Raw genomic sequence first — 23,730 nt, 5'->3', positions numbered from 1 at the left:
GCTTGTTGAAACATCACAGCAATCGCAATCGCACTTCTATCCTATTCTAACAATTATCTACAACTGTAGTACTAGATGCAAAGCAACCAGAATGCACGATCGCATTTACACATCAAGACTGGGGGGATGTGATTGATGTATCCATATTCTACGGACGTGCGGCAGAACTAGCCACGTTAGAGCAATGGATTATCGAAAGTCGCTGCCGAGTCGTAACGCTGTTGGGTGTGGGAGGCATTGGTAAATCTACTCTAGCTGCTAAGTTAGCAGAACAAGTTAAGGATAAATTTGAGTTTTTTCTTTGGAGATCTTTGTCCAATGCTCCATCACTCAAAGATCTTCTCGATAGCTTGCTGCAATTTTTCTCCAACGAGCAACAGGTTGAAACCGCTTTGCCAGACAATAATAGTCGGAGATTGTCGCAACTGATCGATTATTTACAAAAATACAGATGTCTACTATTACTCGATAACACTGAAACAATTATGCAATGTGGCGTTCAAACTGGGCGCTACTGTCAGGGATGTGAAGATTACGGTCAGCTTTTCAAACGGTTGGGAGAAGTTCCCCATCAAAGCTGCGTGCTGCTTACTAGTAGGGAAAAACCTAAAGAATTAGCCTTATTAGAAGGAGAAGCACTACCTGTTCGATCGCTACAACTGAGTGGTTTAAGTAAGTTAGAAGTAGAAAAAATCTTTCGCCTCAAAGGAATCTCCGGTTCTGACAAAGAATGGCAAACATTAGCCGAGCGCTATGCAGGCAATCCACTAGCATTAAAAATTATTGCTACGACTATTGGCGATATTTTTAATGGCAGCATATTAGAATTCTTGCAACAAACTACTATTGTATTTGGCGAACTACGCGAACTTTTAGAACAACAAGTTGAACGGTTATCAGATATAGAGAAAGAGTTAATCTATTGGCTAGTCATCAATCGAGAACCAGTCTCGATATTGCAATTACAAAATGATATTTTCTCTCAGTTAACATTGACAAACTTGTTAGAGGCTTTGGAGTCGTTAAGGAGGCGATCGCTAGTTGAGAAAAGTGCGGCGCTTTTCACCCTCCAGCCTGTAGTCATGGAGTATGTGACGGCTCAATTGATTGGATTGATTTGTGCAGAAATAGTCAATCAAAAGATTGTCATTCTGAGAAAGATAGCTTTATTAAAAGTACAGAGTCAAGAGCGGGTAAAAGCTGTTCAAATTAGCTGTCTGATCGAGCCAATTCTAGAAGAACTACTGACTATTTTTAGAACCAAAAGTCAGATTAAGCAACGGCTATCTCAACTTTTAGCTAAGTTAAGAATAGAGTCTCCACATGAAGCGGGATATACAGCGGGCAATCTGCTCAATCTACTTTGTTATCTCCAGACAGATTTAACGAATTATGACTTTTCTCATCTGAATATTTGGCAAGCCGATCTGCGCCAACGCACCTTACACAATGTAAATTTCGCCTACGCCGATCTCTCCAAATCTATATTTACTAAATCCTTTAGTAATATTTCCGCGATCGCCTTTAGTTACGATGGTAAAGTTGTGGCTGTGAGTGACGCTAGAGGCGAGATTTGCTTATGGCGAGAATTTGTCGATGGCGAACAAATTTTGACCTTGCAAGGACATACAGATTGGGTGCAAGCGATCGCCTTTTGTCCCGATCGCGAACTCATTGGGAGTGTTAGTACTGACCAAACTTTAAGATTATGGAATATCAGCACTGGTCAATGTCTGAGAACTTGGCAAGGGCATTCTGAAAGAATACACTCAGTAGCATTTAGTCCCCAAGGTCATGCGATCGCTAGTAGTAGCGACGATCGCACGGTAAAGTTGTGGGATACCAGCACTGGTGAATGTATTAGGACAATGCAAGGACATACAGACTGGGTGTTTTCAGTCACATTTAGTCCTCAAGGTCATATCTTGGTCAGTGGTGGCAGAGATCGCACGATTCGCTGTTGGGATGTCAACACTGGTCGAATTGTGCAAACTTTACAGGGGCATACTGATTGTATCCGCACAGTTGCTTTCTGTCCTGATGGACAAACTTTTGCTAGTGGTTGTGACGATCGCACAGTGAAAATTTGGGATGTTAGTACTGGGAAATGTTGCCAAACCTTGCACGGACATACGGGTTGGGTGTTGTCAGTATGCTATAGCCCAGATGGACAAATTCTTGCTAGCAGTAGTAGCGATCGTACCATTAGATTGTGGCGTGCTGTCACTGGTGAGTGTATCAAAGTTTTGTCAGGACATACTGGAGCAATTCAGTCAACTACTTTTAGCCCCGATGGTAACACTCTAGCCAGTAGCTGTGACGGTCAAACAGCTATGTTATGGGATGTTAGTACTGGAGAAGCCTTGAGAACTGCACGAGGATATCACGACGGTGTCTGGTCGGTAGTCTTTAGTCCCGATGGTAAAACTATAGCGACTAGCGACAATAACCAGAAGGTGAAGTTGTGGGATACTAGCACTGGTCAATGTCGCAAAGCTTTGCAAGGACATATGGGTTGGATCAGAACAGTTACCTTTAGTCCCGATGGACAAACTTTTGCTAGTGGTTGTGACGATCGCACAGTAAAAATTTGGCATACCAGCAATGGGCAATGCTGCCAAACTTTGGAAGGTCATGCTAGTCGGGTAAAATCAATTACCTTCAATCCTCAAGGAAACGTTTTAGCTAGTGGTAGTGACGATCGCACAGTGCGACTCTGGAATCTTAGCACTGGACAATGCGTGAATGTTTTGGAACATACTCATGGAGTGTGGTCTGTTGCCTTTAGTCCTCAAGGTAAAATCTTAGCCACTGGCTGCGATGACCAAAAATTGTGGTTGTGGGACTGTAGCACTGGCGAATGCGACAAGATTCTCCAAGGTCACGCGGGTTGGATATTGTCGGTGATTTTCTTACCGATCCCCCCAACCCCCCTTGAAAAGGGGGGCGAAGAGGGAATCTTGGCTAGTGGCAGTAAAGATAAAACCGTGAGATTATGGGATGTTAGCACTGGTCAGTGTCTCAAAATTTTAGAGGGACATACAGGTTGGGTAACATCAGTTGCCTGCTCTGCGCAAGCACCTGCGGCAAACAGTCGAGATAGCCCAAATCTGTTGGCTAGTGGTAGCACTGACGCAACGGTCAAATTGTGGAATGTTAGCACTGGTCAGTGTGTCAAAACTTTTCAGGGACACACTCACTGGATTCGGTCAGTTGCTTTCTGCCCTCAAGGTAAAATTCTGGCTAGTAGTAGCGAAGACGAGACAGTTAAGCTGTGGGATATTTCGACTGGTGAGTGCATCAGAACTCTTAGGAGTAAAAAGCCTTATGAAGGCATGAACGTTACTGGCGTTACAGGTTTAACAGTAGCAGCGATCGCCTCTTTAAAAGCTTTAGGCGCAGTTGAGCATCCAGAAGAATAGTCATACCATTTTTTCAAAACTACGCTTGGAGGCGATCCCCTCTAGCCCCCCTTGACAAGGGGGGAACTTAAAACTCTATTAAAAAGAGGGGAACGTAAAGCCCCCTTTTTTAAGGGGGTTGGGGCATCTTCAAAAGCTATGCATATTAACCGAGAAGTATCGATTCATAAATAGATTTTTATCAAAAAATACATTAGAATTATTGAGAAAAAGTCTCTAAAAATCCGAACCTTGGTGCAAATAGACCTATCAGCATCGAGTTTCGGAAATTTTTCTGGATGCAACTCGGCTAAATCTAACCAAACAGCAGCAAATTCCAGTAGGGCTAAGAGTATAAAAAAATACTTGATTTGTCTATGGACTTGTTAAAACCAAAACGCAGTCGAGGTGTTATTCTCACTCGTGAAGGGTGGCAAAAGTTTCAGCAAGCAAAACTAGCTCTAGAAATCTTGGAGAAGGCTGGCAACAAGTTCACGTTGGAAGAATTAAGCGATCGCACGGGTTTAACGACTGTTACTCTGGGAAGAGTAATGAGTTGTAAAGAAGCAGTTGACAAGCGCACGCTTGTCAGCTTGTTTATGTCATTTAATCTAGAGTTGCAAAAAAGCGACTATGTTAACCCCAACCAAGTTAACACAAACCAAAATTTGGAGGAGCAACTAGAAGTTCAGGTTACTCCTAAGCGACAAGATCTCAAAGAAGCAATTTGCGTTTCAGTATTCTACGGGCGTATAGAAGAAATTGCCAAGTTGGAGCAATGGGTGCTGGAAGATCGCTGCCGAGTAGTGGCGTTATTGGGCATGGGGGGAATTGGTAAAACTTCTCTGGCTGTCAAGCTGGCAACACAAATTCAGGATCGGTTTGAATACGTCCGGTGGATTTCGCTACGAGACGCGCCACCTGTCGAGACTGTTTTGGCTCAAGCGATCCAATTTGTATCTGATGAGCAAGAAATAGATTTGCCAGAAAGCATTGGTGAGAGAATATCGCGATTGCTTTTCTACTTGCGATCGTCTCGCTGTTTGCTGATTCTCGACAATGCGGAGTCGATTTTGTGCAGTGGTAGTCGAGCCGGACAATATCAGGAAGGATATGAAGGTTATGGAGAACTGTTAAAAAGAGTGGGAGAAACTCCCCACAATAGCTGCTTGCTGTTGACAAGTCGGGAAAAACCTAAAGATTTAGTCCCGCTTGAGGGCAAAGGATTGCTCGTGCGATCGCTTCCATTGAATGGTCTGAAGGCGACGGATGGTGAGAAAATCTTTAAAATTAAGGGGGTTTCTGGAGCGATCGCCGAATTAGAAACACTGGTCGATCGCTATGCAGGGAATGCTTTAGCATTAAAAATAGTGGCGACGACGATTCAAGATGTCTTCGATGGTAGTGTTTCGGAGTTTTTGAAACACAATACCGTAGTTTTTGGCGATATTCACGAACTTTTAGAGCAGCAGTTTGAGCGGTTAATAGATTTAGAACAGGCGATCGTCTACTGGCTGGCGATTAATCGGGAGCCTGTTGCACTGTCAGAATTGCGATCGGATTTTGTCACGCCAGTATCGCCAGCAAAATTTATAGAAGCTGTAGAATCTCTGTCACGGCGAAGTTTGATTGAAAAAACTGAGGCACTTTTCACCCTCCAGCCTGTAGTCATGGAATATGTAACTGAGCGATTGGTGGCTCAGGTTTGTTTAGAAATTTGTAGTGAAAAAATTGACTTTTTCAATTCCTACGCCCTGATGAAGGCTCAAGGAAAAGATTACGTTAAGGATACTCAAATTCGCCTCATCCTCAAACCAGTTAGCGATCGCCTGTTGAGTATCTTGAGAACGAAAAAGAGTCTAGAAAAGCAGCTAAATAAAATTAGAGTAACGCTGCAAGAGCGATCGCCATTAGAACCAGGGTATGCAGCAGGAAATATTCTCAATCTACTTTGTCATCTAGAAACTGACTTAAGTGGCTATGATTTTTCTAACCTAAGTGTTTGGCAAGTAGACCTGCGGAAGGTGAAATTACACGATGTCAACTTCCAAAACGCCGATTTAGCTAAATCTAGTTTTGCTGAAACTTTCGGTGGTGTTTTATCGGTTGCCTTTAGCCCTGATGGTAAACTTTTGGCAATGGGTGATACCAATGGTGAGATTCGCTTGTATCAAGTTGCAGATGGGCAACCAATCCTCACCTGTAAGGCTCACACTAACTGGGTTACATCACTTGCTTTTAGTCCTGATGGCAGTACCCTTGCTAGTGGTAGTAGTGACTACAAGGTGAAGTTGTGGGAGATCGCTACAGGTCAATGCCTTCATACCTTGCAAGAACATGAGAATGAAGTGTGGTCAGTTGTATGGAGTCCCGATGGCGGCATATTAGCCAGTGGCAGTGACGACTCCTCAATTCGGTTGTGGAGTGTCCGTAATGGTAATTGCCTTAAAATCTTCCAGGGGCATACGAATCATGTAGTCTCGGTTGTCTTCAGTCCTGATGGACAGATGTTAGCTAGCGGCAGTGCTGACAACACGATCAAGTTGTGGAATATTAACACTGGTCAATGTTTCAAAGTTTTTAAGGGACACAGCAATCCAATCCGGTCAATTACCTTCAGCCCTGGTGGACAAACACTGGCGAGTGGCAGTGAAGACCACACAGTAAAGTTATGGGATCTCGGCAGCGGCAAATGCTGCAAAACTTTCCAGGGACATTTCAATGGAGTATGGTCGATTGCTTTCAGTCCGCAAGGCAATCTCCTAGCCAGCGGTAGTCACGACCAAACAGTAAAGTTGTGGGATGTCAGCAGTGGTGAGTGCTGTAAAACTCTCCAGGGACACTCTAATTGGGTATTTTCAGTTGCCTTCAGTCCACAAGACGATTTCCTAGTCAGTGGCAGCCGCGACCAAACGGTAAGGCTATGGAACGTTAGCACGGGTTCTTGCCGCAAAACTTTCCAAGGGTATACCAATCAAATACTCTCGGTTGCCTTTTGTCCGGATGGGCAGACTATAGCCAGTGGTAGTCAAAACTCTGAGATTCGGCTGTGGTATGTCAGCACTAGTCAAACTCTGAAAACTTTTCAGGGACATCGGGCTGCTGTGCAGTCAGTTGCATGGAGCCCTGACGGTCAAATGCTAGCTAGTGGTAGTCAAGACTCCTCGGTTCGGTTGTGGAATGTCACCACTGGTCAAGTCTTGAAAACTTGCCAGGGACATCAGGCTGCAATCTGGTCAATTGCATGGAGTCCTGACAGTCAGACGTTGGCGAGTAGCAGTGAAGACCAAACAATAAAGTTGTGGGATGTTAGCACTGGTCAAGCTTTGAGAACTCTCCAAGGACATCGTGCTGCAATTTGGTCAGTTGCCTTCAGTCCTTGTGGGAAAATGCTAGCGAGTGGTGCTTTAGACCGAACAATAAAGTTATGGGATGTCAGCACTAGTGAATGTATCAAAACGTTAGAGGAGCATACGCATTGGGCTTGGTCAGTTGCTTTTAGTCCGGATGGCGATTTACTTGCAAGTACTAGTCCGGATCAAACATTAAGGTTATGGAGTGTTAGCACTGGTGAAAGCAAAAGAACGTTACAGGTAGATACGGGTTGGTTACGATTAGTTATCTTTAGTCCAGACAGCCAGACGCTAGCAAGTTGTAGTCAAGATTACACGCTCAAGCTCTGGAATGTCAGCACTGGTGAATGCTTTAAAACTTTGCCAGGACATACGGGTTGGGTTGGGTCAGTTGCATGGAGTCGAGATAATCAAACTCTGGTCAGCGGCAGCGAGGATGAGACAATTAGACTGTGGGATGTAAAAACAGGTGAGTGTGTAAAAACTTTGAGATCAGAGAAACTCTACGAACGCATGAACATCTCGGAGGTTACAGGCTTAACCCAAGCGACAGTGCGGACACTGAAAGCACTGGGGGCAGTTGATTAAAAATATTTGGCAGATGTAATTCACGGCTAGACAAACTAAGTCAGCAGACCGAAAAAACATCAGCAGTTTTGTAACCTGTGTTTGTTAGGTTTTGCTTGTCTACTCGCTATCGCTCTTGTAGTCTCAACCGCAAGGTACAAGATTTGCTGCTCAGATGTTGTGGTTAAACCACATAGAGTTTTGATGAGTAAAGCTATTACTCTACCCATCCTACAACTAAGCGTGACGACCTACTTAGGGATATCGATTGTTAATTAAGCCTGCTCTATTAAACGGATAGGTAGGCGGAAGCTATCAAACAACGGCGAGGATATCAATTGGCAATCCTGGCGCGAATTCCCTGACCAAAATGCTTTCCAAATCAAAATCCATGTCATCCAAAGTTTTGATACTCTCAGTCAGGCTGCTTGTAGCATAATAATGGTTCAAAGATTGTTGGTCGATCGCTGTAGCTGTTAAAGTTGCCATGATTTTCTCCTTGTTATTGTTCTAAGTAGGTTTGTTGAAAGTGTTGTGGGCGAGTTTTGGTTACACGCGAATAGCTGAGAATCAGATTTCATCAGTGCTTGTTTGCTCTAATCCTTTCAACACATACGCTAGTTCCTCCTCTGATATGTAATCTTCACTAGGCGGACTGAAACACAGCAGTGCAGTCTCGTAGCAAGCTTTTGCCACCTGGACACGCTCATCAGATGTAAGCTCAGTCATCATCTCCACTGTCTCGTCTACGTGTCCCACATCATTACCAACACCACTATGTACCCGCAAGCAACGAGTAGCATGGGTATTAGGTGGCAGCAAAGCTTCTACCCTTTGGATGTAATCTTCTTTGATTCCCATAGCTAAACGCTCCATTGTATAGGAATAACCAACACAACCAATTGGATCTCTTGCCTGCACGCTTCGAGTGAAATAATCTACCAAATTTACTGCTGCTGGGGGAACGAGTTCTTTCACCACAGCCTCAGCCTTATATCCCATTGACTGAATATCGAGCAGGGCAAGTCGGTCGTGACCCGCTTCCTCACTGGCTTTTTGTGCAGCCCACTGAGCTAAAACCATGCGTCCGGCTGAAGCGAAGCGCCAAGCAACTGTCTCCATTAGTTGTTGCGTGGGTTGGCATAGATGATAAGAACCTGCTAGTCGCCATACCCAACGTGCGCGGGTCAAGGCTGGTGGTCTGCGGCGAGTCTTCACCCGACTCCAAGCTAACGCTATTGCTCCATCCAACTGCTTTTGAGTTTTAGCTTTGTTGCTTGCGTCAACTGACTTTTCAGTGAAGATAATGCCTTGCTTTGCAGAACTAGGTTGATGCGCCCAAGCGCGTTTAGCGGTCTTCACCACTGCTGCGTCAGCCACAAAACCCGTCGATGCATCAGCCGATTCATTATCAGTTGCAGATTGCTGATTACTATTAGACTGGCTACTATTAGATGTATACTGCCAAGAACAGCTAGCCGTCTTCACCACCGTTGTATCAGCTACAAAACCCGCTGATTCAGCACTCTTGAAAGAAGTCATGTCACTTGGCGATGATATAGAAATCTCAGATGTTTGTTCGCCAGCCTCAAACTGTTTGGTCATTTGCACTTCCTCGGTTTGATGTTTAGCGTTCATTGTTAGCGAACTAGCTCCAATAAAGGTTGACAAACAGCTTTAATCGTGCATTAAAAAAGTATTAGACGACTTTCCTCATCTCTAAATAGCAGATTTATTCGCGATCGTGAGGACAAGATACGTAGTGCTGCTTCTGTCGATTTCGCCTTGCCTTCTCGAATGCGTCTATCGAGAGAGGCGTTATGAATTTCAGTTTGCTAGCTTCAAGATAATTTTCCAAGCAAAGATAACAAAGTTAAGAAAAAAACTTGAATTTGTGGATGTCAACAGTAGCTTAAAGCTAAAGCTGGAAATAGTTTCAGCTTTCCAAAAGTGTACGAAAAGACAAATTTTTATAATTTCTTAACATTCTTAAGTTTTAGATTGTCGGCTTAACTTGCTTAAATTTTAAAACTTTATAAAATTCACGAGGGTGAGCAGATAACACCAGTTTAGTTTGTCAAATATTAGTGATAAGGTATGATTATTTTACTGTGGCGATCGCGACATAATCGCCACAGAGGATACAATAACGCTTCAGTCACAGCTATGCGATCGCCATGAGTTTAGCAAAAATATAAGCAATTGCTTGAGCGTCGATAAAAAAACTAAATTTAAGAACGTTAGCCAATTTTAGCGTTTAGAGCAGCTAATTACTGAAATTCTTTACCAATGGGAGTTAGACCAACTTCCAGCCAAAGGATTTCATAGAGATTTCAATTTTTTGCTTATCTTTTTTATCTTTACTTGCTAAAACCCGATCCAAGTAGCACATTGGTAGTCACTGGCAATAATTTCCACGCAGACATCAAACTCTACAGTCAACCAAAGGATTGACGATTCCAACAAAATTCAGCTTCTACTCCTTTTTACATGGTAGAGGTTTTTAGGTGATGCAGCGGTTCAATTACTACAGAGACTTGCTTACAGATTATTCCAAGCCAGATTTGATTTCCAACGAGTTAGCGGTAAAGCTACTCAACGATGCAGAAGCATACATGTCTCTGCGCGAGGAGACACTTCCTCAAATTACCACAAACTATAGCCTAGTACAAATAGAACGAGAAAACAAAGATTGGTGGTCTACGCATTGTGAAGCCTGGCGACAGGGGCGGGGTGATATTCTAGCAAGGGAGTACACTGATGGACTGGTATACCTTTGTGCGGACGGACCTTTTTACAGCAGAGCCGCAGCGAAGCACAGAGAAGAACATTGGTGGGCAATTACCGCTCAACCAGGTGTCACGATGAGTTGGCCCATTGTAATGTTCCATGATGAAGTCGTCTATACAGAATGGTGCTGTATAGATAACGAGATAAATGAAACAATTGCTAAAGGTAATGAGACTATACTACGACGCGGACACCGAGGCGGCTGCTATTTAAAATGCTCGCATCTAGATTTTTCTCGCGATGTTTATGCACCAAGGGAATTCTTATACTGGCTCAGGCGCGAACCAGAAACTTAGTAGATATTCGGACGAAAAGCTGACCCAAAGAATTGTTTTTAAGTACTGAAAAGTGAAAAAAATCTAAGTCCAATTAAATGTAGGAAAAGACCAGCAGAAAATTGTAGTTTCTTTAAGTAATGGGTGTGATTTTATGAACTCTAATCGCTTACTTGAGAGCCAAGAATTCCACACTGTCGATATAGACTCGCTGATTGAAAATGCTAGAATGGTCGGATTTCAAAAGTTCTTGCTTCAGTCTCATCCTCTTTTGAGTAAAGTTTTTGAATTTATCGAAGCACGTTATTGCGATTCAATTAGTCTGCGAGAGGTGGCTGAAGCGGTTGGTCGTTCTCCAGCGTACTTAACTGACCTTGTGCGACGGGAAACTGGAAAAACTGTGCTGAGCTGGATTGTGGAACGCCGCATGGCAGAAGCACGCTGTCTATTACTTGAAACTGGTCAGTCAGTAGAGCAGATTGCTGAAGCAGTAGGTTATTTTGATAGACGGCATTTCAGTCGCTTGTTTCTCCGGTTCCATGGATTGACTCCACAAGCTTGGCGGAGAAAATATCAAAGTAGGAGCGTTCCACTTTTGCAAGTAGACCTGAAAGAGGAAAAGCCAAGCAATCTGATTGAGCAAAGAGCCAAAACTATAACTGCTGTAGAAGCTCAAAGACTACAGATTTGTATACAAGAGATTGTTGAGATTCTGTATCAGAACATAACAATTGGTCAAGAGAACTTGAATGAGGCATTTCTGTAGAAACTTGTAGATGCTATTTATTGGGGGTTGTTCAAATCATGAACCAACATCTATTTCACGATGAAATTACTCTGGCAGAACAAGCGGAAGAATTAGCAAAAAAGGCAATTAAGTTAGGATTAATTCCAAGTTTTGTTGTTCGACATTTTCCAGATAGTTGGGAATTCTATATCCCTAACGAAAAGGAATCTGCTGCTCTGACTCCAGAAGAAGCATATCTTCAGTTAAAGAAACTAACTGGAACTTTTAGCAAGTAGAGACGGAATAAATCTGCTAGTCTTCACTTCAATTGAGAACCAGAAAAAAGATAGCAGACTTGTCCCCAAAGTTTAGCCCTTGTGTTTGTATTTAGAGAGACATAAACTAATACAAAGTCACGTTCCTAACAACCAATAGACGGAAGCAGTGCGGAACGTATTGTGTATACGATCTATGTCTTTCACAATACGTTCCGCTTTTTCATATTTATGAAAATACAATTGGTCAGCCAATCGAGAGCTGAGAAAAACTAGTTTTTATTTAACCTTGTTTATTTAAGTCGCGATGACCGTAGACGGAGTACGCCTTGTTTCAATCAATCGAGTTGATGAGAAAAATGGCAAAAATTATCCAAATCGATTTCAAGCGCGATCGCTCGCAGAAGAAAACAGCTAGTAGCAGAACAGTTATGCTAGATTTTACCCAAGCGCTTGCTCAAGTTCCGGGGCTAATCCAGAAAATTTGGATGATTAACAACGAAAATACTTCAAAAGCAGGGGGTATTTATTTGTTTGAGGATGAAGCGAGTGTTTTTGATTATTTTAACGGACCAATATTTAATCGGATTATCAGCGATCCAAACTTTGAAGAGATTGTCGTTAAATCATTCGAGCTTAATGAAAAATATACTTTTCTAGCTGAAGGTTCTGTTACCGATCTACTCAGAGGTTTAAGTAGTTTCAAGTCAAATAGTTTTAAAACTAGTAAAATTATTTTGTTTCAATAAAAAACATTTTATGTTTCATGACTGTATTAGTGTAAATGCGATGGACTGAATCTGACAATTTGATTTAGTAGGAAAATTGTAACAGATGGCTCTCATATTTGCTCCTCCACAAACTCAGCGTTCTCTAAAGCTTCTTTGTTGCTATGTGAATAGCACTCGAAAAATTCAGATTCTCCGAATTGCAAATGTTTCATATTGTCACTTTGAGCGCGTTATTTTCTCAGGTCAACGTATTTTATTTGAGGCTCCGAGAAATGCTCATTTAGAAATCCATACATGCGACATGTGCAGTGCTATTTTGTCGGATAAGATACCCTGCGATCGCCTCCGAATAGATTGACTGGCAGCGCTGTTTTGAGTAAATTTAAGCTGGATCAGAGAAGGCGATCGCAAAAATAAATGTCGCTACGACTAAATTAATGAATTCATTAAAAAAATATAGAAATAAGTTTTTAAATATACGTATTTGTTTGCCCGCTCTCCTGTAGTTATCCATTTAGCGAGGTCTTAAGCAATGTCCATGCAAGATATGGTTAAAGGTGTAGAGAAGTTCCGAATCAATTACTTTTGCTCTCACCAAGAGATGTTTGGGCGGCTGGCTCAAGGTCAGGCTCCCCAGGTACTTTTTATCACTTGCTCTGACTCTCGAATCGATCCAAATCTGATTACTCAAACTCAACCAGGCGAACTGTTTGTCATTCGCAATGTTGGTAACATCGTTCCACCTTTTGGTACTGCAAATTTTACTGAAGCAGCAGCAATTGAATATGCGATTCAGGCTTTAGGAATAAAAGATATTATTATTTGCGGTCATTCTCACTGCGGCGCTATGAAGGGATTGTTGCAGTTAGGCAGCCTCGCTCAAGAGATGCCTTTGGTTTACGAATGGTTACACCATTATGCAGCAGCCACTCGTCGCCTAGTTCAGGATAACTATCAAGAATATGAAGGCGAAGAACTTTTAAGTCTTACCGTTAAGGAAAACGTTTTGACGCAGATAGAAAACTTAGAGACTTACCCAGTTATTCGCTCTCGACTGCGATCGGGGCAACTCTTTCTTCATGCCTGGGTTTATGAGATTGAGAGTGGAAATGTTATTGCCTACAATGCCAACTTAGGTCAATTTGTCCCGATTAAAGACCCACTACCTGTACCTGACCCCATAGCTAGCGCACGCTCAGGTTTATCGGAGTTAATGGAGTTTTAAAATATGAGCTTTATCAAGCCTAGTAATGCTTTAGAGCAGTGCAAGCGTTTGCTCAATAAGGCAAGAAACACATTTAAAGGAAAGCATCACCTGTATACTGGTGAAACACTAAATTGGTTTCAAGTCATTTTACGGCTTGAAAGAACAGTTATTCCAGTCATTTTTCCTTGGGTACTTTTTTGTAGTGGATATGGTTTTTTCATATCATTAATTCACTATTTTGACACGGATATAGTATTTCCCGAAAAAAATGGTGTTATTACTAATGCCATTTTAAGTTTCAATGTGGGTCTAACTTTATTGTTAGTTTTTCGCACGAATACAGCTCACGATCGCTTTTGGGAAGCCCGCAAGCTTTGGGGAAGGCTAGTTAATACGGTTCGGAACTTAGCTCAGGGAATTTACATAGTTATCAAAAATAGCTCGCCTCAAGAAAAAGTAGAAAAAGAGGCAATACTCAAGCTATTAGTTGCTTTTCCAATTGCCATGAAATTACATCTAAGAGCAGAGCCAGTGGACAAGCAATTAGCCTCATTGATGTCAAAAAATCAGTACTTTCAACTCAAAACCGTTCGTCATTCTCCACTACAGATTGCCTTTTGGCTCAGGGATTATCTACAACATCAGTATGAACGTAACTGTGTGAATATTTATCAATTAACTGCCTTACACGCTCTGTTAGATGAGTTGATCGACATTTTGGGAGGCTGCGAACGCATTTTGAAAACACCACTACCTTTAATCTATTCCATTAAATTTAGACTACTGGTATTAATCTATTGTTTGATATTACCGCTAGAATTAGTGAAAAACTTGACTTGGTGGACTGGGTTAATTATGGCTTTTGTCAGTTTCACTTTGTTAAGTATTGAGCAAATTGGCTCGGAGATAGAAGAACCTTTTGGTTACGATGCCAACGATCTACCCTTAGATGTAATTTGCACCACTATGCTACAAAATGTTGAAGAGTTAATTACAGTTGCTCCCAGCAGCAGTTGTTCTTGGCGAGTATAAGATTGCGAACAAGTTAACATTTAGTAATTCTCGATCGGCACGAAAACATAGCAATTTTAGCTATGCTGTTGCCGATCTAGAGATTGCATGTGAGCAGGCGATTGAAGAAATAGTTAGTCATTTTTGAACCAAAGGGCGAATTCCACCACCGCGAGGGATGACAACTTATCGGCGCAGCAAGAGTGTAATCGAGGCGATCGCATTTTTGCCATTTGCCATCTACGCGCCAACCTATGCGATCGCCGAAGCGTTCGATAACTGTATTATCCTGAGCAATAGTGGTATTAAGAGAACCGCCTACGTTTTGATAAATCTGCATCTGCACGCTGAAGCCAAAGCGACCCTTGCTATAAGTTGTCCAGAGGCTATCAATTACGTGCAGTTCGTTGCAGGGAAATTGCTTCACATCTTCAGGAGTGATAGATTCAAGCTCTCGCTGCCCTGTTATTGCCAGGATGACCCGAATAGTTTCCCAGTCCGCTTCTTGTAAATTCCCTGCTGCTAATAAATCTCGTAGCTTTTTGTATTTGTGGATATCTGCAACTAGTCGCAAATTATCCTCTGAGTGAGTAACTCGTTCGCTCAGGCAAGATAAAAGCTGGTTGAATTGCTGTAATTGCTCTTCCATCGCGGCTAAACGAGCAATAACTTCGGATTCATGTGTAGTAGACATTAGATTCCTAATTAAAGTACTTGTTTTGAGTTTCCGATCGGATAAACAAACGAGCAGCTACTTGTTTTATTGCTCTATTTCTCTATCCCTTGCAGTCTTCAACTCTCGAAGGCATTCTTGTCCAGCACCGACAAGGAATCCTAAACTAGCACCAATCAAAGCATATTTTTTATGCAAATTTTGGTAAGACTGGCTTTCGTATTGAAGTTGATTAAAGTTACGCTGACCAATTTTGGTAGCAGCTAAACTAATAACTACGCCGACAAGAGCGGTCATAATTCCTGACAAAATAATTAGTCTGACCTTCATAGTTGTCCTATAGAGTAAATTGGATTAGTGGTGTAAGAAAAAGGAATAGAACAGATAGAAAATGGTGACAGCAAACAAGATATGGTTAAGATAGTCGTTGAAATTCCATTTACGAAACATTACCGTTACCTCGGAATATTACCTTGACTAAATCGAATAGTTCATTCGTTTTGAGAAGAAGCTTGAAAATTGGGAAGAACCTGCTCCCTCCCGTCTTGAATCTGCGGTTGTTGAAATCCTGACTCGCCAGGTGTACCTGATTTACCTGATTTTAAGAAACGCTCTTCTAGTTTCTTGATCGTGACGTACAGAACTGGTACTAAAAACAAGCTTAAGATTGTCGAAATGAGGTAGCCACCAAAGAGCGCTGTCCCTAAAGACCAACGACTCATCGCTCCAGCTCCTTTAGCAATTACCAGGGGCCAGAAACCAACGAGACCAGCAAAGGCAGTCATCAGAATCGGTCGCAAGCGTTCTTTAGCAGCTCGAATTGCTGCCTGGGTAATATCCATACCTGTCTCTAACGACTGGTTGGCAAATTCTACAATCAGAATGGCGTTCTTACTCGCCAGACCAATCAACATCACCAAAGCTACCTGGGCATAGATATTATTGTTAACCGCTGGCCAAACTCCACCAGCTTGAAAAATATTTGCCCGTAAGACAACTGCACCAATAGCACCCAAGATCGCCAACGGTACTGTAATCATAATGATGGTGGGATCGACGTAGCTTTCATACTGAGCGGCTAGCACCAGAAAGACCATCACAAAAGCTAAACCAAAAATAATCGGTGCAGCACCCCCAGAGGATTTTTCTTGAAAAGCAGTTCCCGTCCAGGCGTAGCCAAATCCCGGTTGCAACACTTCTTGAGCGACCTCTTCCATCGCTTGTATGGCTTGTCCTGTACTGTAGCCTGGTGCTGCTGCGCCTTGGATTTTGATCGCAGGATAGGCGTTGTAATGGCTCACAATTGGCGGATAGTTCAATCTTGTCAAGTTTACGACATTGCTCAGTTGGACGAGGTTGTTATCTTGAGAGCGTACGTACAAACGACTTATATCCTCAGGATTAGAGCGCACCGTTCCTTCTGCTTGGGCATAAACTCGATACAGCCGCCCGCCAAGAACGTATTGGTTAATGTATCGTGCGCCTAAATATGTCTGTAAGGTATTGAAAATGTCGTTAATTTCGATGTTCTGTGCCTTGGCTTGGCTGCGATCGATAGAAATTTGCATCATTGGCGTACCGAAGGTAAATTGAGTAAACACTCCCGCCAATTCTGGTCGTTTCTGGGCTGCGGCGATCGCCTTTTGAGTATTGTCGATCAGCGCTTCCATAGGCAGGGCAGCTTTATTTTGGATGTATAACTCAAATCCACCTGTAGAACCTAGTCCATCCACTGGCGGTGCGTTGACTGCAATTGCCCGGGCTTCTGGAACTTTTGCCTGTAACCCCTGGTTAACCTTTTGCAGAACCCCAAAAACTGACTTATCTGCACCAGGACGCTCCTCCCAGTTTTTCAACTTGACAAATAGAAGTGTCTTATTACTAGCATTTCCTTCAAACCCATAGCCAGCAGTGCCAAATGCATGTTCGACTTCGGGTAACGGCAGCATCACTTCTTCAGTAATCCGCGTCAAGAGGTCGGCACTGTAGTTTAAAGAAACTCCTGCTGGAGCTTCGACAATCGCAAACAAATAGCCCTGATCCTCTTCAGGAATAAACCCTTGAGGAGTTGTCTGATAGATCCAACCCGTCGCGATCAATCCGGCAATAAAAACAGGAATGACAAGCAGCCGAATCCGAATCAGAAATTCTACTGTCTTGGTATATCCCGTTTTGAACCAGTCAAAAATTTGATTAAACCAACGAAACAACACTCCCAAAGGTCCGTGTACTTCCTCCTGCCTGCGCAGGAGAATAGCTGACATACTAGGAGAAAAGCTCAGGGCGTTAAAGGTAGAAATGGCGATCGAGAAAGCAATAACTAGCGCAAATTGCTTATAGACAATTCCTGTCGTACCAGGGAAGAAAGTCACGGGAATAAACACCGCCATGAGTACAACTGATGTCGCAACAACTGCCCCCGTCAGTTCCCCCATAGCATCTAGAGCTGCTTGCAGTGGTTTCATTCCTTGAGCTAACTTTGCAGATATTGCCTCCACCACCACAATGCCATCATCTACTACTAAACCAGTTGCTAAGATGATGCCAAACAAAGTCAGTTGATTGAGACTAAACCCTAATACAAACGCTAAAGCCATTGCCCCAACTAGCGAAACTGGGATGGCAATCGCAGGAACGATGGTAGTGCGCCAGTCTTGTAAAAAGATGAAGATGACTAAGAACACCAACGCGATCGCATCGATTAGAGTTTTGAAGGCTTCGTCGAGGGAAGCTGCCACGAATAAAGTATTATCTAAGGCAACTTCTGCTTTCAATCCAGGCGGAAAATTCTGTTCTAGCTCCGCCATTTTTTCTTTGACCAACTTAGCCGTGTTCCAGGCATTTGTGCCGGGAAGTTGGTAGACTAAAAGACCGACTGCTGGCGCACCATCGAACATAGCATTGGTGCTGTAATCTTGCGCCCCTATTTCGGCTCGACCTACATCTTTAATTCTGATCAGCGTGCCGTCCGCACCGACTTTCACCACAGTGTTTTCAGCTTCTTCGGGAGTCGTGAATCGACCGGCTGCTCTCAGGGCAAATTCGTAACGCTGCTCGGAGGGAGTCGGCTGCTGACCAATTTTACCTGCTCCTACTTGAATATTCTGTTCTGAAATGGCATCGATCGCATCCTGAGCTGTCAATTGTCTAGCGGCAAGGGCATCGGGGTCAAGCCAGATCCGCATGGCATACTTCCGTTCTCCCAGAATTACGGCGTTCCCCACCCCCTCGATCCGCTTGATTTCATCGAGAATTTGGCGATCGACATAGTTACTCACGAAAACAGGATTGTATGTGAATCGATCGTTCTTATCCTTGTCGGAATAAAAGGCGTAAGCAATCGTAATCGTGGGAGATTGTTTTTGAGTGATGACACCAGTTCGGTTCACCTCTTCAGGTAACTCGGCTTGAGAAACGGCAACATTATTTTGGACAAGAACTTGAGCGGTGTTCCTGTCCATTTCCGTTGGGAAAGAGATGTTGATACTTGTATCACCATTATTCGTCGTTTGAGAGGACATATAGACGACCCGCTCTGTGCCATTGATTTGCCGCTCCAGAACGGTAGTAACGTTTTCTTCAGAGGTTTTGGCATCACTACCCAGATAGTTAGCAGTTACAGTCACCTGCTTTAGAGCCATTTCCGGCAGCTTATCCAAGGGAAGCAGGGGAATACAAATTCCGCCGATCAAGAGAATAAGTACAGTGCAAACCGTAGTTAAGATCGGTCTTTTGATGAAGGTGTTAGCAATACTCAACAGCATAGTCCAGGAGTTCCTATTAATTGTTGGGACAGTGGAAGTGTTGGGACAGTAGAACAGAGCTATTGCTTAGAATTTAGGATTCAGACGCTATCGGCTGAACGGGGGCGTTATCTCTTAAGTTCAAAATTTCCGTGATAGCAATCTTTTCTCCTGGCTTCACTCCATTGAGTACCTGGTAATTCTGACCTTTGATGTTTCCCAACTGTACGGGCTTTTGCCGCACGACTGTTTTGCTCCCTTGTTGCTCAACGCTATAAACAAAGCTTTGGTCGCCGATCGTAAATACGGCATCCGTAGGGATTAACACTCCCGGGCTTTGGTTCCAAATCGCTATTGCTTTGACAAATTCCCCATCACGTAAATTACCATTACGATTAGAAAAGCGAGCCTTAGCTAAGATTGCTTGATCCCCAGTGTTGACTTGAGGGTTAATAAAAGAAATACTGCCTGTGGCTATGCGCTTATTTGTGTTGGGATCGATCAATTCTACAGGCAACCCTAATTTTAGTTGAGATGAGTGTTTGATCGGAACCGAGAGCCGTAGGTCTACGGAGTCGTTCTGGGTGATGTTGGTCAGAGTTTGACCAATATTAACGTAGTCTCCCACTTTGACAGGAAAATCTCCAACTACGCCTGCGATCGGTGCTAGCACTTGTTTGTACTGAAGAGAAACATTAACAGCATTTGCTTCTGCCTGAGCCTGCTTAATTTCAGTCTTCATCTGATTAGAGCTGGATTTGGCAGCTTCTACATCTTCTTCAGCAGCGTGGAGGGCTGCAATGGCTGTATTCAAATCTCTATGCGCAATATCTAATTGCTGCCTAGCTTGTACTCCTTCGTTGACTAGTCGCTCGGCTCGCTGATACTGTATCTTCTGAAGTTCTACTTCCGATGCAGCTTTAATTTTGTTAGCTTCTGCTGCTTTTAGTTGCGCTAAAGCAGTGATGCTAACTGCTCTAGCAGAGTTGACCTTAGCAGTAGCACTGGCATATTCGGCTTGAGTGCGATCGGAGCGGAGCTGTACAATTGGCGTTCCCTTGTCAACTCGATCTCCATTGGAGACGTGAATTTTGACAATCCGACCCTCAATCTCTGGTTGTAGGACAACTCTCTTGACAGCTTCTAACGTTCCGACAAATTCAGAATTATCTTGAACTAAACTAGATTTGAGTGTTTGCAACTTGACAGGAATAGCAGCAGGGGATTTGCTTGCTGTAGCAGGAAGCGTACTCGATTTGCAGCCACTAGTGAAGGTGGAAGCTAGAAGGGCTACACCTAGTAGTTTTACTGTTAGTAAAGCGTTGTATTTCATTTTAATTTTCCATTAGTATGCTTTTACTTTTTTTACTTTGCCTTGATATCTTTTGCTAAATATTAAGTGGAAATAAAGTCGTAGCTTTTTTTCTAATGTAAATAAGAATTAAAAAAGATTAAGTAATAAAAAGTTTTTCTATTTCAAGCAGATGAAAAAAGAATTTGAGCAATGAGGAGATCGCACTGATAGTATTGAGCCTCGTGTTTGACGGTCGATGTATACTCGCCCATTCTAAGAGTGAGGCTGCAAGGTCACTAGGGTTAATATTTCTGAGTAAGTTTGTTTTTTTTTGCTCAGTACAGAGCAAAAGCTGAAAAAATTTAGTGAATAAAGGGTTTCACAAGTATTACCAGATTGTTTTGGCAATTGTTTAAGTAGTATTTCAACCAACAAATTGTTTGCCAAGCAGCTCTTAACAAATTCAATTGACGATCGCAGGCGATCGCTATAAATATTAATGACAAAATAAATGACAAAATACAGACTTATCGGATTTAAAAGCTTCGGCTTAAGTTTGTTATGGTAGCTCGATTTGTCATACTTCTTTTGTACAAAGAATACAGACTTGCTCCGAAAGAGCAACCCTTGCGATCGGACTTGGTAATTCTTACTATCTTAGTTAATCATAAGAGCGAAATTGCCACTCCTAATTCTAAGATCTACGGACTGATCGACTGCTTAGTTTTTACTTCGTCCGCTACCGCTCAGCTTCTCGATTTCATCCCAATCTGGTACATCTTTGGAGGTCAAATGAGCCAATCAACGCTGCGAACTGCGATCGTGGGTAGTGGTTTTACTGGATTGTTTACTGCCCTTTACCTGAGTCATCTAGGCTATAAGGGTCAGATAATTTTGATCGATCGCTCCGAGAGTTTTGTTTTTAAGCCCTTGCTATTTGAATTTCTCAACGGGCAGATGGATGCAAACCAGGTTTGGCCCCAATACGAGGAACTACTTCAAGGAAGTGGCGTGACGTTCGTGCAAGACACCGTTGAACAGATTGACTTAGCCGGACGCAAGATCGAACTGGCTTCTGGCTTGCATTATACCTACACTCATCTCGTGCTTGCTGTAGGAAGCACAGTGGGATACTTCGGAACTCCAGGAGCTGAAGCATACTCTTTCCCATTTCGCAGCGGGCTGGATGTCCTCGCCCTACGTCAGCATTTACGCCAATCTCTACAACGCGCTAGCCAAATTGAAGATTCCCAGTTACGCCAGAAATTACTGACAATTGCTGTCATCGGTGCAGGTCCAACGGGTGTCGAACTGGCGAATACACTGGCGGATTTGTTGCCTAACTGGTATGCCAAGTTAGGTGGTAATCCTAAAGAGATCCGGCTAGTGTTGATGAATCGCAGTCAAAATATTCTCTCTGGTGATGTGAACGCTTGTCTGCGCGAGACTGCTTATGCTGCTTTACAGAAGCATGTCGTTCCAGTTGAACTATTGACTGGAGCTGCTGTCACTGCTCTAGATTCAGGCAAGGTGGAGTATACTCGCGACGACCAACCTGCCGTGCTTGAAGCTGAAACGATGATTTGGACGGCAGGTACAGCCATCAATCCGCTAGTCAAAAAACTCCCGATTCCCGACGAGCAGCGCGACAAGCAAGGTCGTCCCTTCGTCACGCCAGCCCTTAACCTAGTCGGCTATCCAGAAGTTTTTGCTGGAGGCGACTGCGTGACATTGCTCAAGCCTGAGCCAGCTCTGGCACAGGTTGCCTATCAACAGGCGAAGGCGATCGCCCGTAACCTAGTTGCTGTTTCAGCAGGTGAGAAACCCAAGGCTAGTCGCATATTCTTGCGCGGAACGTTGATGAAACTGGGTACGCAAGAGGCTGCTGCCGAAATATTTAACAAGCACGAAGTTAAAGGTAGGATAGGTCATGCAATCCGTCAACTAACATACCTGGAGATGCTGCCTACACCAGTCCACAATTTAAAAGTCACTACTGAATGGCTCAGCGAAGAAGTGTTGCATCACGCTAAAAATTTGGTTTGATTCCACAGAAATTGTAATGAAACTCGGAAACATTCTACGATAACTTGCGATCGCAATGACAATTAATTACTTGAGTGTAAAGAATGCGCCCTTGCTGCAAAAATTCAACTCTTGTTATCGTATTTTGTGAGGTCTAAACTTTGAAATATTGAGACCAAGGAAATTCACTTAGAACGAAAAAAATAAGAGCAACATTATTGATGCGAGATATATACACAACAGCTCATAAATTGTGATGTGGAGGTTTTATGGTTCATAAACTACATAAAAATGATGAGTCTGTAGAAGCTCTTGTTATCGGTAGTGGTTTTGGTGGAGCCGTTGCAGCTTTACGCTTGGGACAAGCAGGCATCAATACAGTAGTGCTAGAGCGAGGTCGTCGTTGGCAAATTACGCCTGCCCAAAATACTTTTGCTACTCCCCATAATCCTGATGGTCGAGCCGCTTGGCTTAGTCCAGCAACTATATTCGGACAGCCAATCGACGTACATACAGGTGTGATGGAAACCTTAGTTGAAGATGGAATTATTGTTTTAAATGGTGCTGGAGTTGGCGGTGGGTCATTAGTTTACAACAGTATTATTTATCAACCCATTCCTGAGTTATTCCAGAAGGTTTTTCCTGGTTCGATTAGTTATGATGAAATGGATACAGTTTATTACCCTCGCGTCCATTCAATTTTACAGCCTTCGCCAATTCCTCCAGATATTTTAAATACTATTTACTATGATACGACGCGGCTATTTATTCAACATGCTACTCAAGCAGGATTCCGCAATCATCTACTAGAATTAGCCGTTGATTGGAATATAGTCCGGGAAGAAATTAACGGAACAAAAGTACAGTCTACTATTGTCGGAGACCATTGGTGGGGTATCAATAGCGGCGCTAAAAAAAGCTTGGATCGCAATTACTTATCCCAAGCAGAAAAAACTGGTTTCGTTGAAATACTTCCTCTACATGTAGCAGTAGAGATTGCTGAAACTTCTGAAGCTGGTTACTGGGTTTCATGTCATCAAATAAATGAATCAGGAGAGGTTGTCGAACAAAAATCTTTTCGCTGTCGCTATTTGTTCTTAGCAGCAGGGTCTATGGGGACTTCTAAACTTTTGGTCAAAGCTAAAGCAACAGGCTCATTACCTAGACTAAATGACTACGTTGGTAAATTTTGGAGTTCTAATGGCGATACCATTGCTACTCGTTCAAATTTACCACCTGTATCTGGTAAAGGAGGACCCGCAGGTGCAGTGTTAGAAAACTTCGATGACCTCGATCGCCCGATAGTACTGATAAATCTTGAAAATTGGGCTAGTCCTGAAGGAACGCAACAGTGTCTTGGTTTAGGTCTACCCTCACAAAGTGGAACCTTCACGTATGATGCGTCTACAGATTCTGTCAAGTTACACTATCCCCGAGAAACTCAACTCATGGTAGATACAGAAAAAACCTACAAAACTCTTGACAGTAAAAATGCCATTTCTACCAAAACACCCATGACGGAAATGAAATTTTATACTCCCACAACCACAAACCGACCCGCTCCTGAAACTGATGTCGTTATCAACGTGAGTTCGATGAGAAAAACTAGCCAAAAAGAAAACTGAGACCTATGCTCAAAATACACACACAATAGTCTC

At 43.0% G+C, this 23,730-nt stretch carries 17 protein-coding genes; 11 read left to right on the top strand and 6 right to left on the bottom strand.

Annotated elements, in window-relative coordinates:
- The first annotated feature begins 128 nt into the window (after positions 1-128).
- Together DSM107010_RS30305 and DSM107010_RS30300 are read left to right on the top strand one after the other, a co-directional pair.
- The gene (locus DSM107010_RS30305) at positions 129-3,422 is read left to right on the top strand and encodes a WD40 domain-containing protein (protein WP_241994408.1); all 3,294 of its coding nucleotides are present in this window, start codon (positions 129-131) and stop codon (positions 3,420-3,422) included.
- A 356-nt stretch (positions 3,423-3,778) separates the two neighbouring features.
- A complete protein-coding gene (locus DSM107010_RS30300; RefSeq protein ID WP_127024685.1) occupies positions 3,779-7,342 on the top strand; it encodes a WD40 domain-containing protein in 3,564 nt (1,187 codons plus the stop codon).
- Between the two features lie 294 nt (positions 7,343-7,636).
- Here DSM107010_RS30300 and DSM107010_RS40235 read toward each other — a convergent pair whose 3' ends face one another.
- Both DSM107010_RS40235 and DSM107010_RS30295 read right to left on the bottom strand, forming a co-directional pair.
- Positions 7,637-7,810, bottom strand: a complete 174-nt coding sequence (locus tag DSM107010_RS40235) for a hypothetical protein (protein WP_181246370.1) — start codon at positions 7,808-7,810, stop codon at positions 7,637-7,639.
- An 81-nt stretch (positions 7,811-7,891) separates the two neighbouring features.
- Positions 7,892-8,959 carry a hypothetical protein gene (locus DSM107010_RS30295; protein ID WP_199755834.1) on the bottom strand — a complete coding sequence of 356 codons (1,068 nt, stop codon included), beginning with the start codon at positions 8,957-8,959 and terminating at the stop codon, positions 7,892-7,894.
- Positions 8,960-9,831: 872 nt separating this feature from the next.
- Here DSM107010_RS30295 and DSM107010_RS30290 point away from each other — a divergent pair.
- The 7 genes from DSM107010_RS30290 (at position 9,832) to DSM107010_RS30260 (ending at position 14,358) form a co-directional block, all read left to right on the top strand.
- Positions 9,832-10,407 carry a hypothetical protein gene (locus DSM107010_RS30290; RefSeq protein WP_106167864.1) on the top strand — a complete coding sequence of 192 codons (576 nt, stop codon included), beginning with the start codon at positions 9,832-9,834 and terminating at the stop codon, positions 10,405-10,407.
- Positions 10,408-10,540: 133 nt separating this feature from the next.
- Positions 10,541-11,152 (top strand): helix-turn-helix domain-containing protein, encoded by a 612-nt coding sequence (locus tag DSM107010_RS30285; RefSeq protein ID WP_106167863.1) that lies wholly within the window; start codon positions 10,541-10,543, stop codon positions 11,150-11,152.
- Positions 11,153-11,190: 38 nt separating this feature from the next.
- Positions 11,191-11,409, top strand: a complete 219-nt coding sequence (locus tag DSM107010_RS30280) for a hypothetical protein (RefSeq protein ID WP_039717169.1) — start codon at positions 11,191-11,193, stop codon at positions 11,407-11,409.
- A gap of 347 nt (positions 11,410-11,756) precedes the next feature.
- Positions 11,757-12,137 (top strand): YdhR family protein, encoded by a 381-nt coding sequence (locus tag DSM107010_RS30275; RefSeq protein WP_241994409.1) that lies wholly within the window; start codon positions 11,757-11,759, stop codon positions 12,135-12,137.
- Between the two features lie 85 nt (positions 12,138-12,222).
- Positions 12,223-12,477 carry a DUF1830 domain-containing protein gene (locus DSM107010_RS30270; protein WP_015155304.1) on the top strand — a complete coding sequence of 85 codons (255 nt, stop codon included), beginning with the start codon at positions 12,223-12,225 and terminating at the stop codon, positions 12,475-12,477.
- Between the two features lie 174 nt (positions 12,478-12,651).
- The gene (locus DSM107010_RS30265; protein WP_106168130.1) at positions 12,652-13,344 is read left to right on the top strand and encodes a carbonic anhydrase; all 693 of its coding nucleotides are present in this window, start codon (positions 12,652-12,654) and stop codon (positions 13,342-13,344) included.
- Positions 13,345-13,347: 3 nt separating this feature from the next.
- Positions 13,348-14,358: a bestrophin family protein gene (locus DSM107010_RS30260; RefSeq protein ID WP_106168129.1), complete on the top strand. Its 1,011-nt coding sequence runs from the start codon at positions 13,348-13,350 to the stop codon at positions 14,356-14,358.
- A gap of 76 nt (positions 14,359-14,434) precedes the next feature.
- Here the strand turns inward: DSM107010_RS30260 and DSM107010_RS30255 are convergent, their stop codons facing one another.
- The 4 genes from DSM107010_RS30255 to DSM107010_RS30240 form a co-directional block, all read right to left on the bottom strand.
- Positions 14,435-15,031: a GUN4 domain-containing protein gene (locus DSM107010_RS30255; RefSeq protein ID WP_106168128.1), complete on the bottom strand. Its 597-nt coding sequence runs from the start codon at positions 15,029-15,031 to the stop codon at positions 14,435-14,437.
- Positions 15,032-15,097: 66 nt separating this feature from the next.
- Entirely contained in the window at positions 15,098-15,340 is a 243-nt protein-coding gene (locus DSM107010_RS30250; protein WP_015155300.1) for a hypothetical protein, read from the bottom strand.
- A 161-nt stretch (positions 15,341-15,501) separates the two neighbouring features.
- Positions 15,502-18,774, bottom strand: coding sequence for an efflux RND transporter permease subunit (locus DSM107010_RS30245; protein WP_106168127.1), 3,273 nt, complete (start codon positions 18,772-18,774; stop codon positions 15,502-15,504).
- 73 nt (positions 18,775-18,847) lie between these two features.
- A complete protein-coding gene (locus tag DSM107010_RS30240) occupies positions 18,848-20,086 on the bottom strand; it encodes an efflux RND transporter periplasmic adaptor subunit (RefSeq protein ID WP_106168126.1) in 1,239 nt (412 codons plus the stop codon).
- Positions 20,087-20,839: 753 nt separating this feature from the next.
- On the opposite strand from DSM107010_RS30240, the gene DSM107010_RS30235 reads away from it, so the two are divergent.
- Entirely contained in the window at positions 20,840-22,093 is a 1,254-nt protein-coding gene (locus DSM107010_RS30235) for an NAD(P)/FAD-dependent oxidoreductase (protein ID WP_106168131.1), read from the top strand.
- 248 nt (positions 22,094-22,341) lie between these two features.
- Positions 22,342-23,697, top strand: coding sequence for an FAD-binding protein (locus tag DSM107010_RS30230; RefSeq protein WP_241994407.1), 1,356 nt, complete (start codon positions 22,342-22,344; stop codon positions 23,695-23,697).
- Positions 23,698-23,730 lie beyond the last annotated feature (33 nt).

Source organism: Chroococcidiopsis cubana SAG 39.79 (assembly GCF_003991895.1).
Lineage (GTDB): Bacteria > Cyanobacteriota > Cyanobacteriia > Cyanobacteriales > Chroococcidiopsidaceae > Chroococcidiopsis > Chroococcidiopsis thermalis.
Note: the sequence above shows the minus strand (reverse complement) of the source record. Positions and strands in the feature narration are given on the sequence as shown.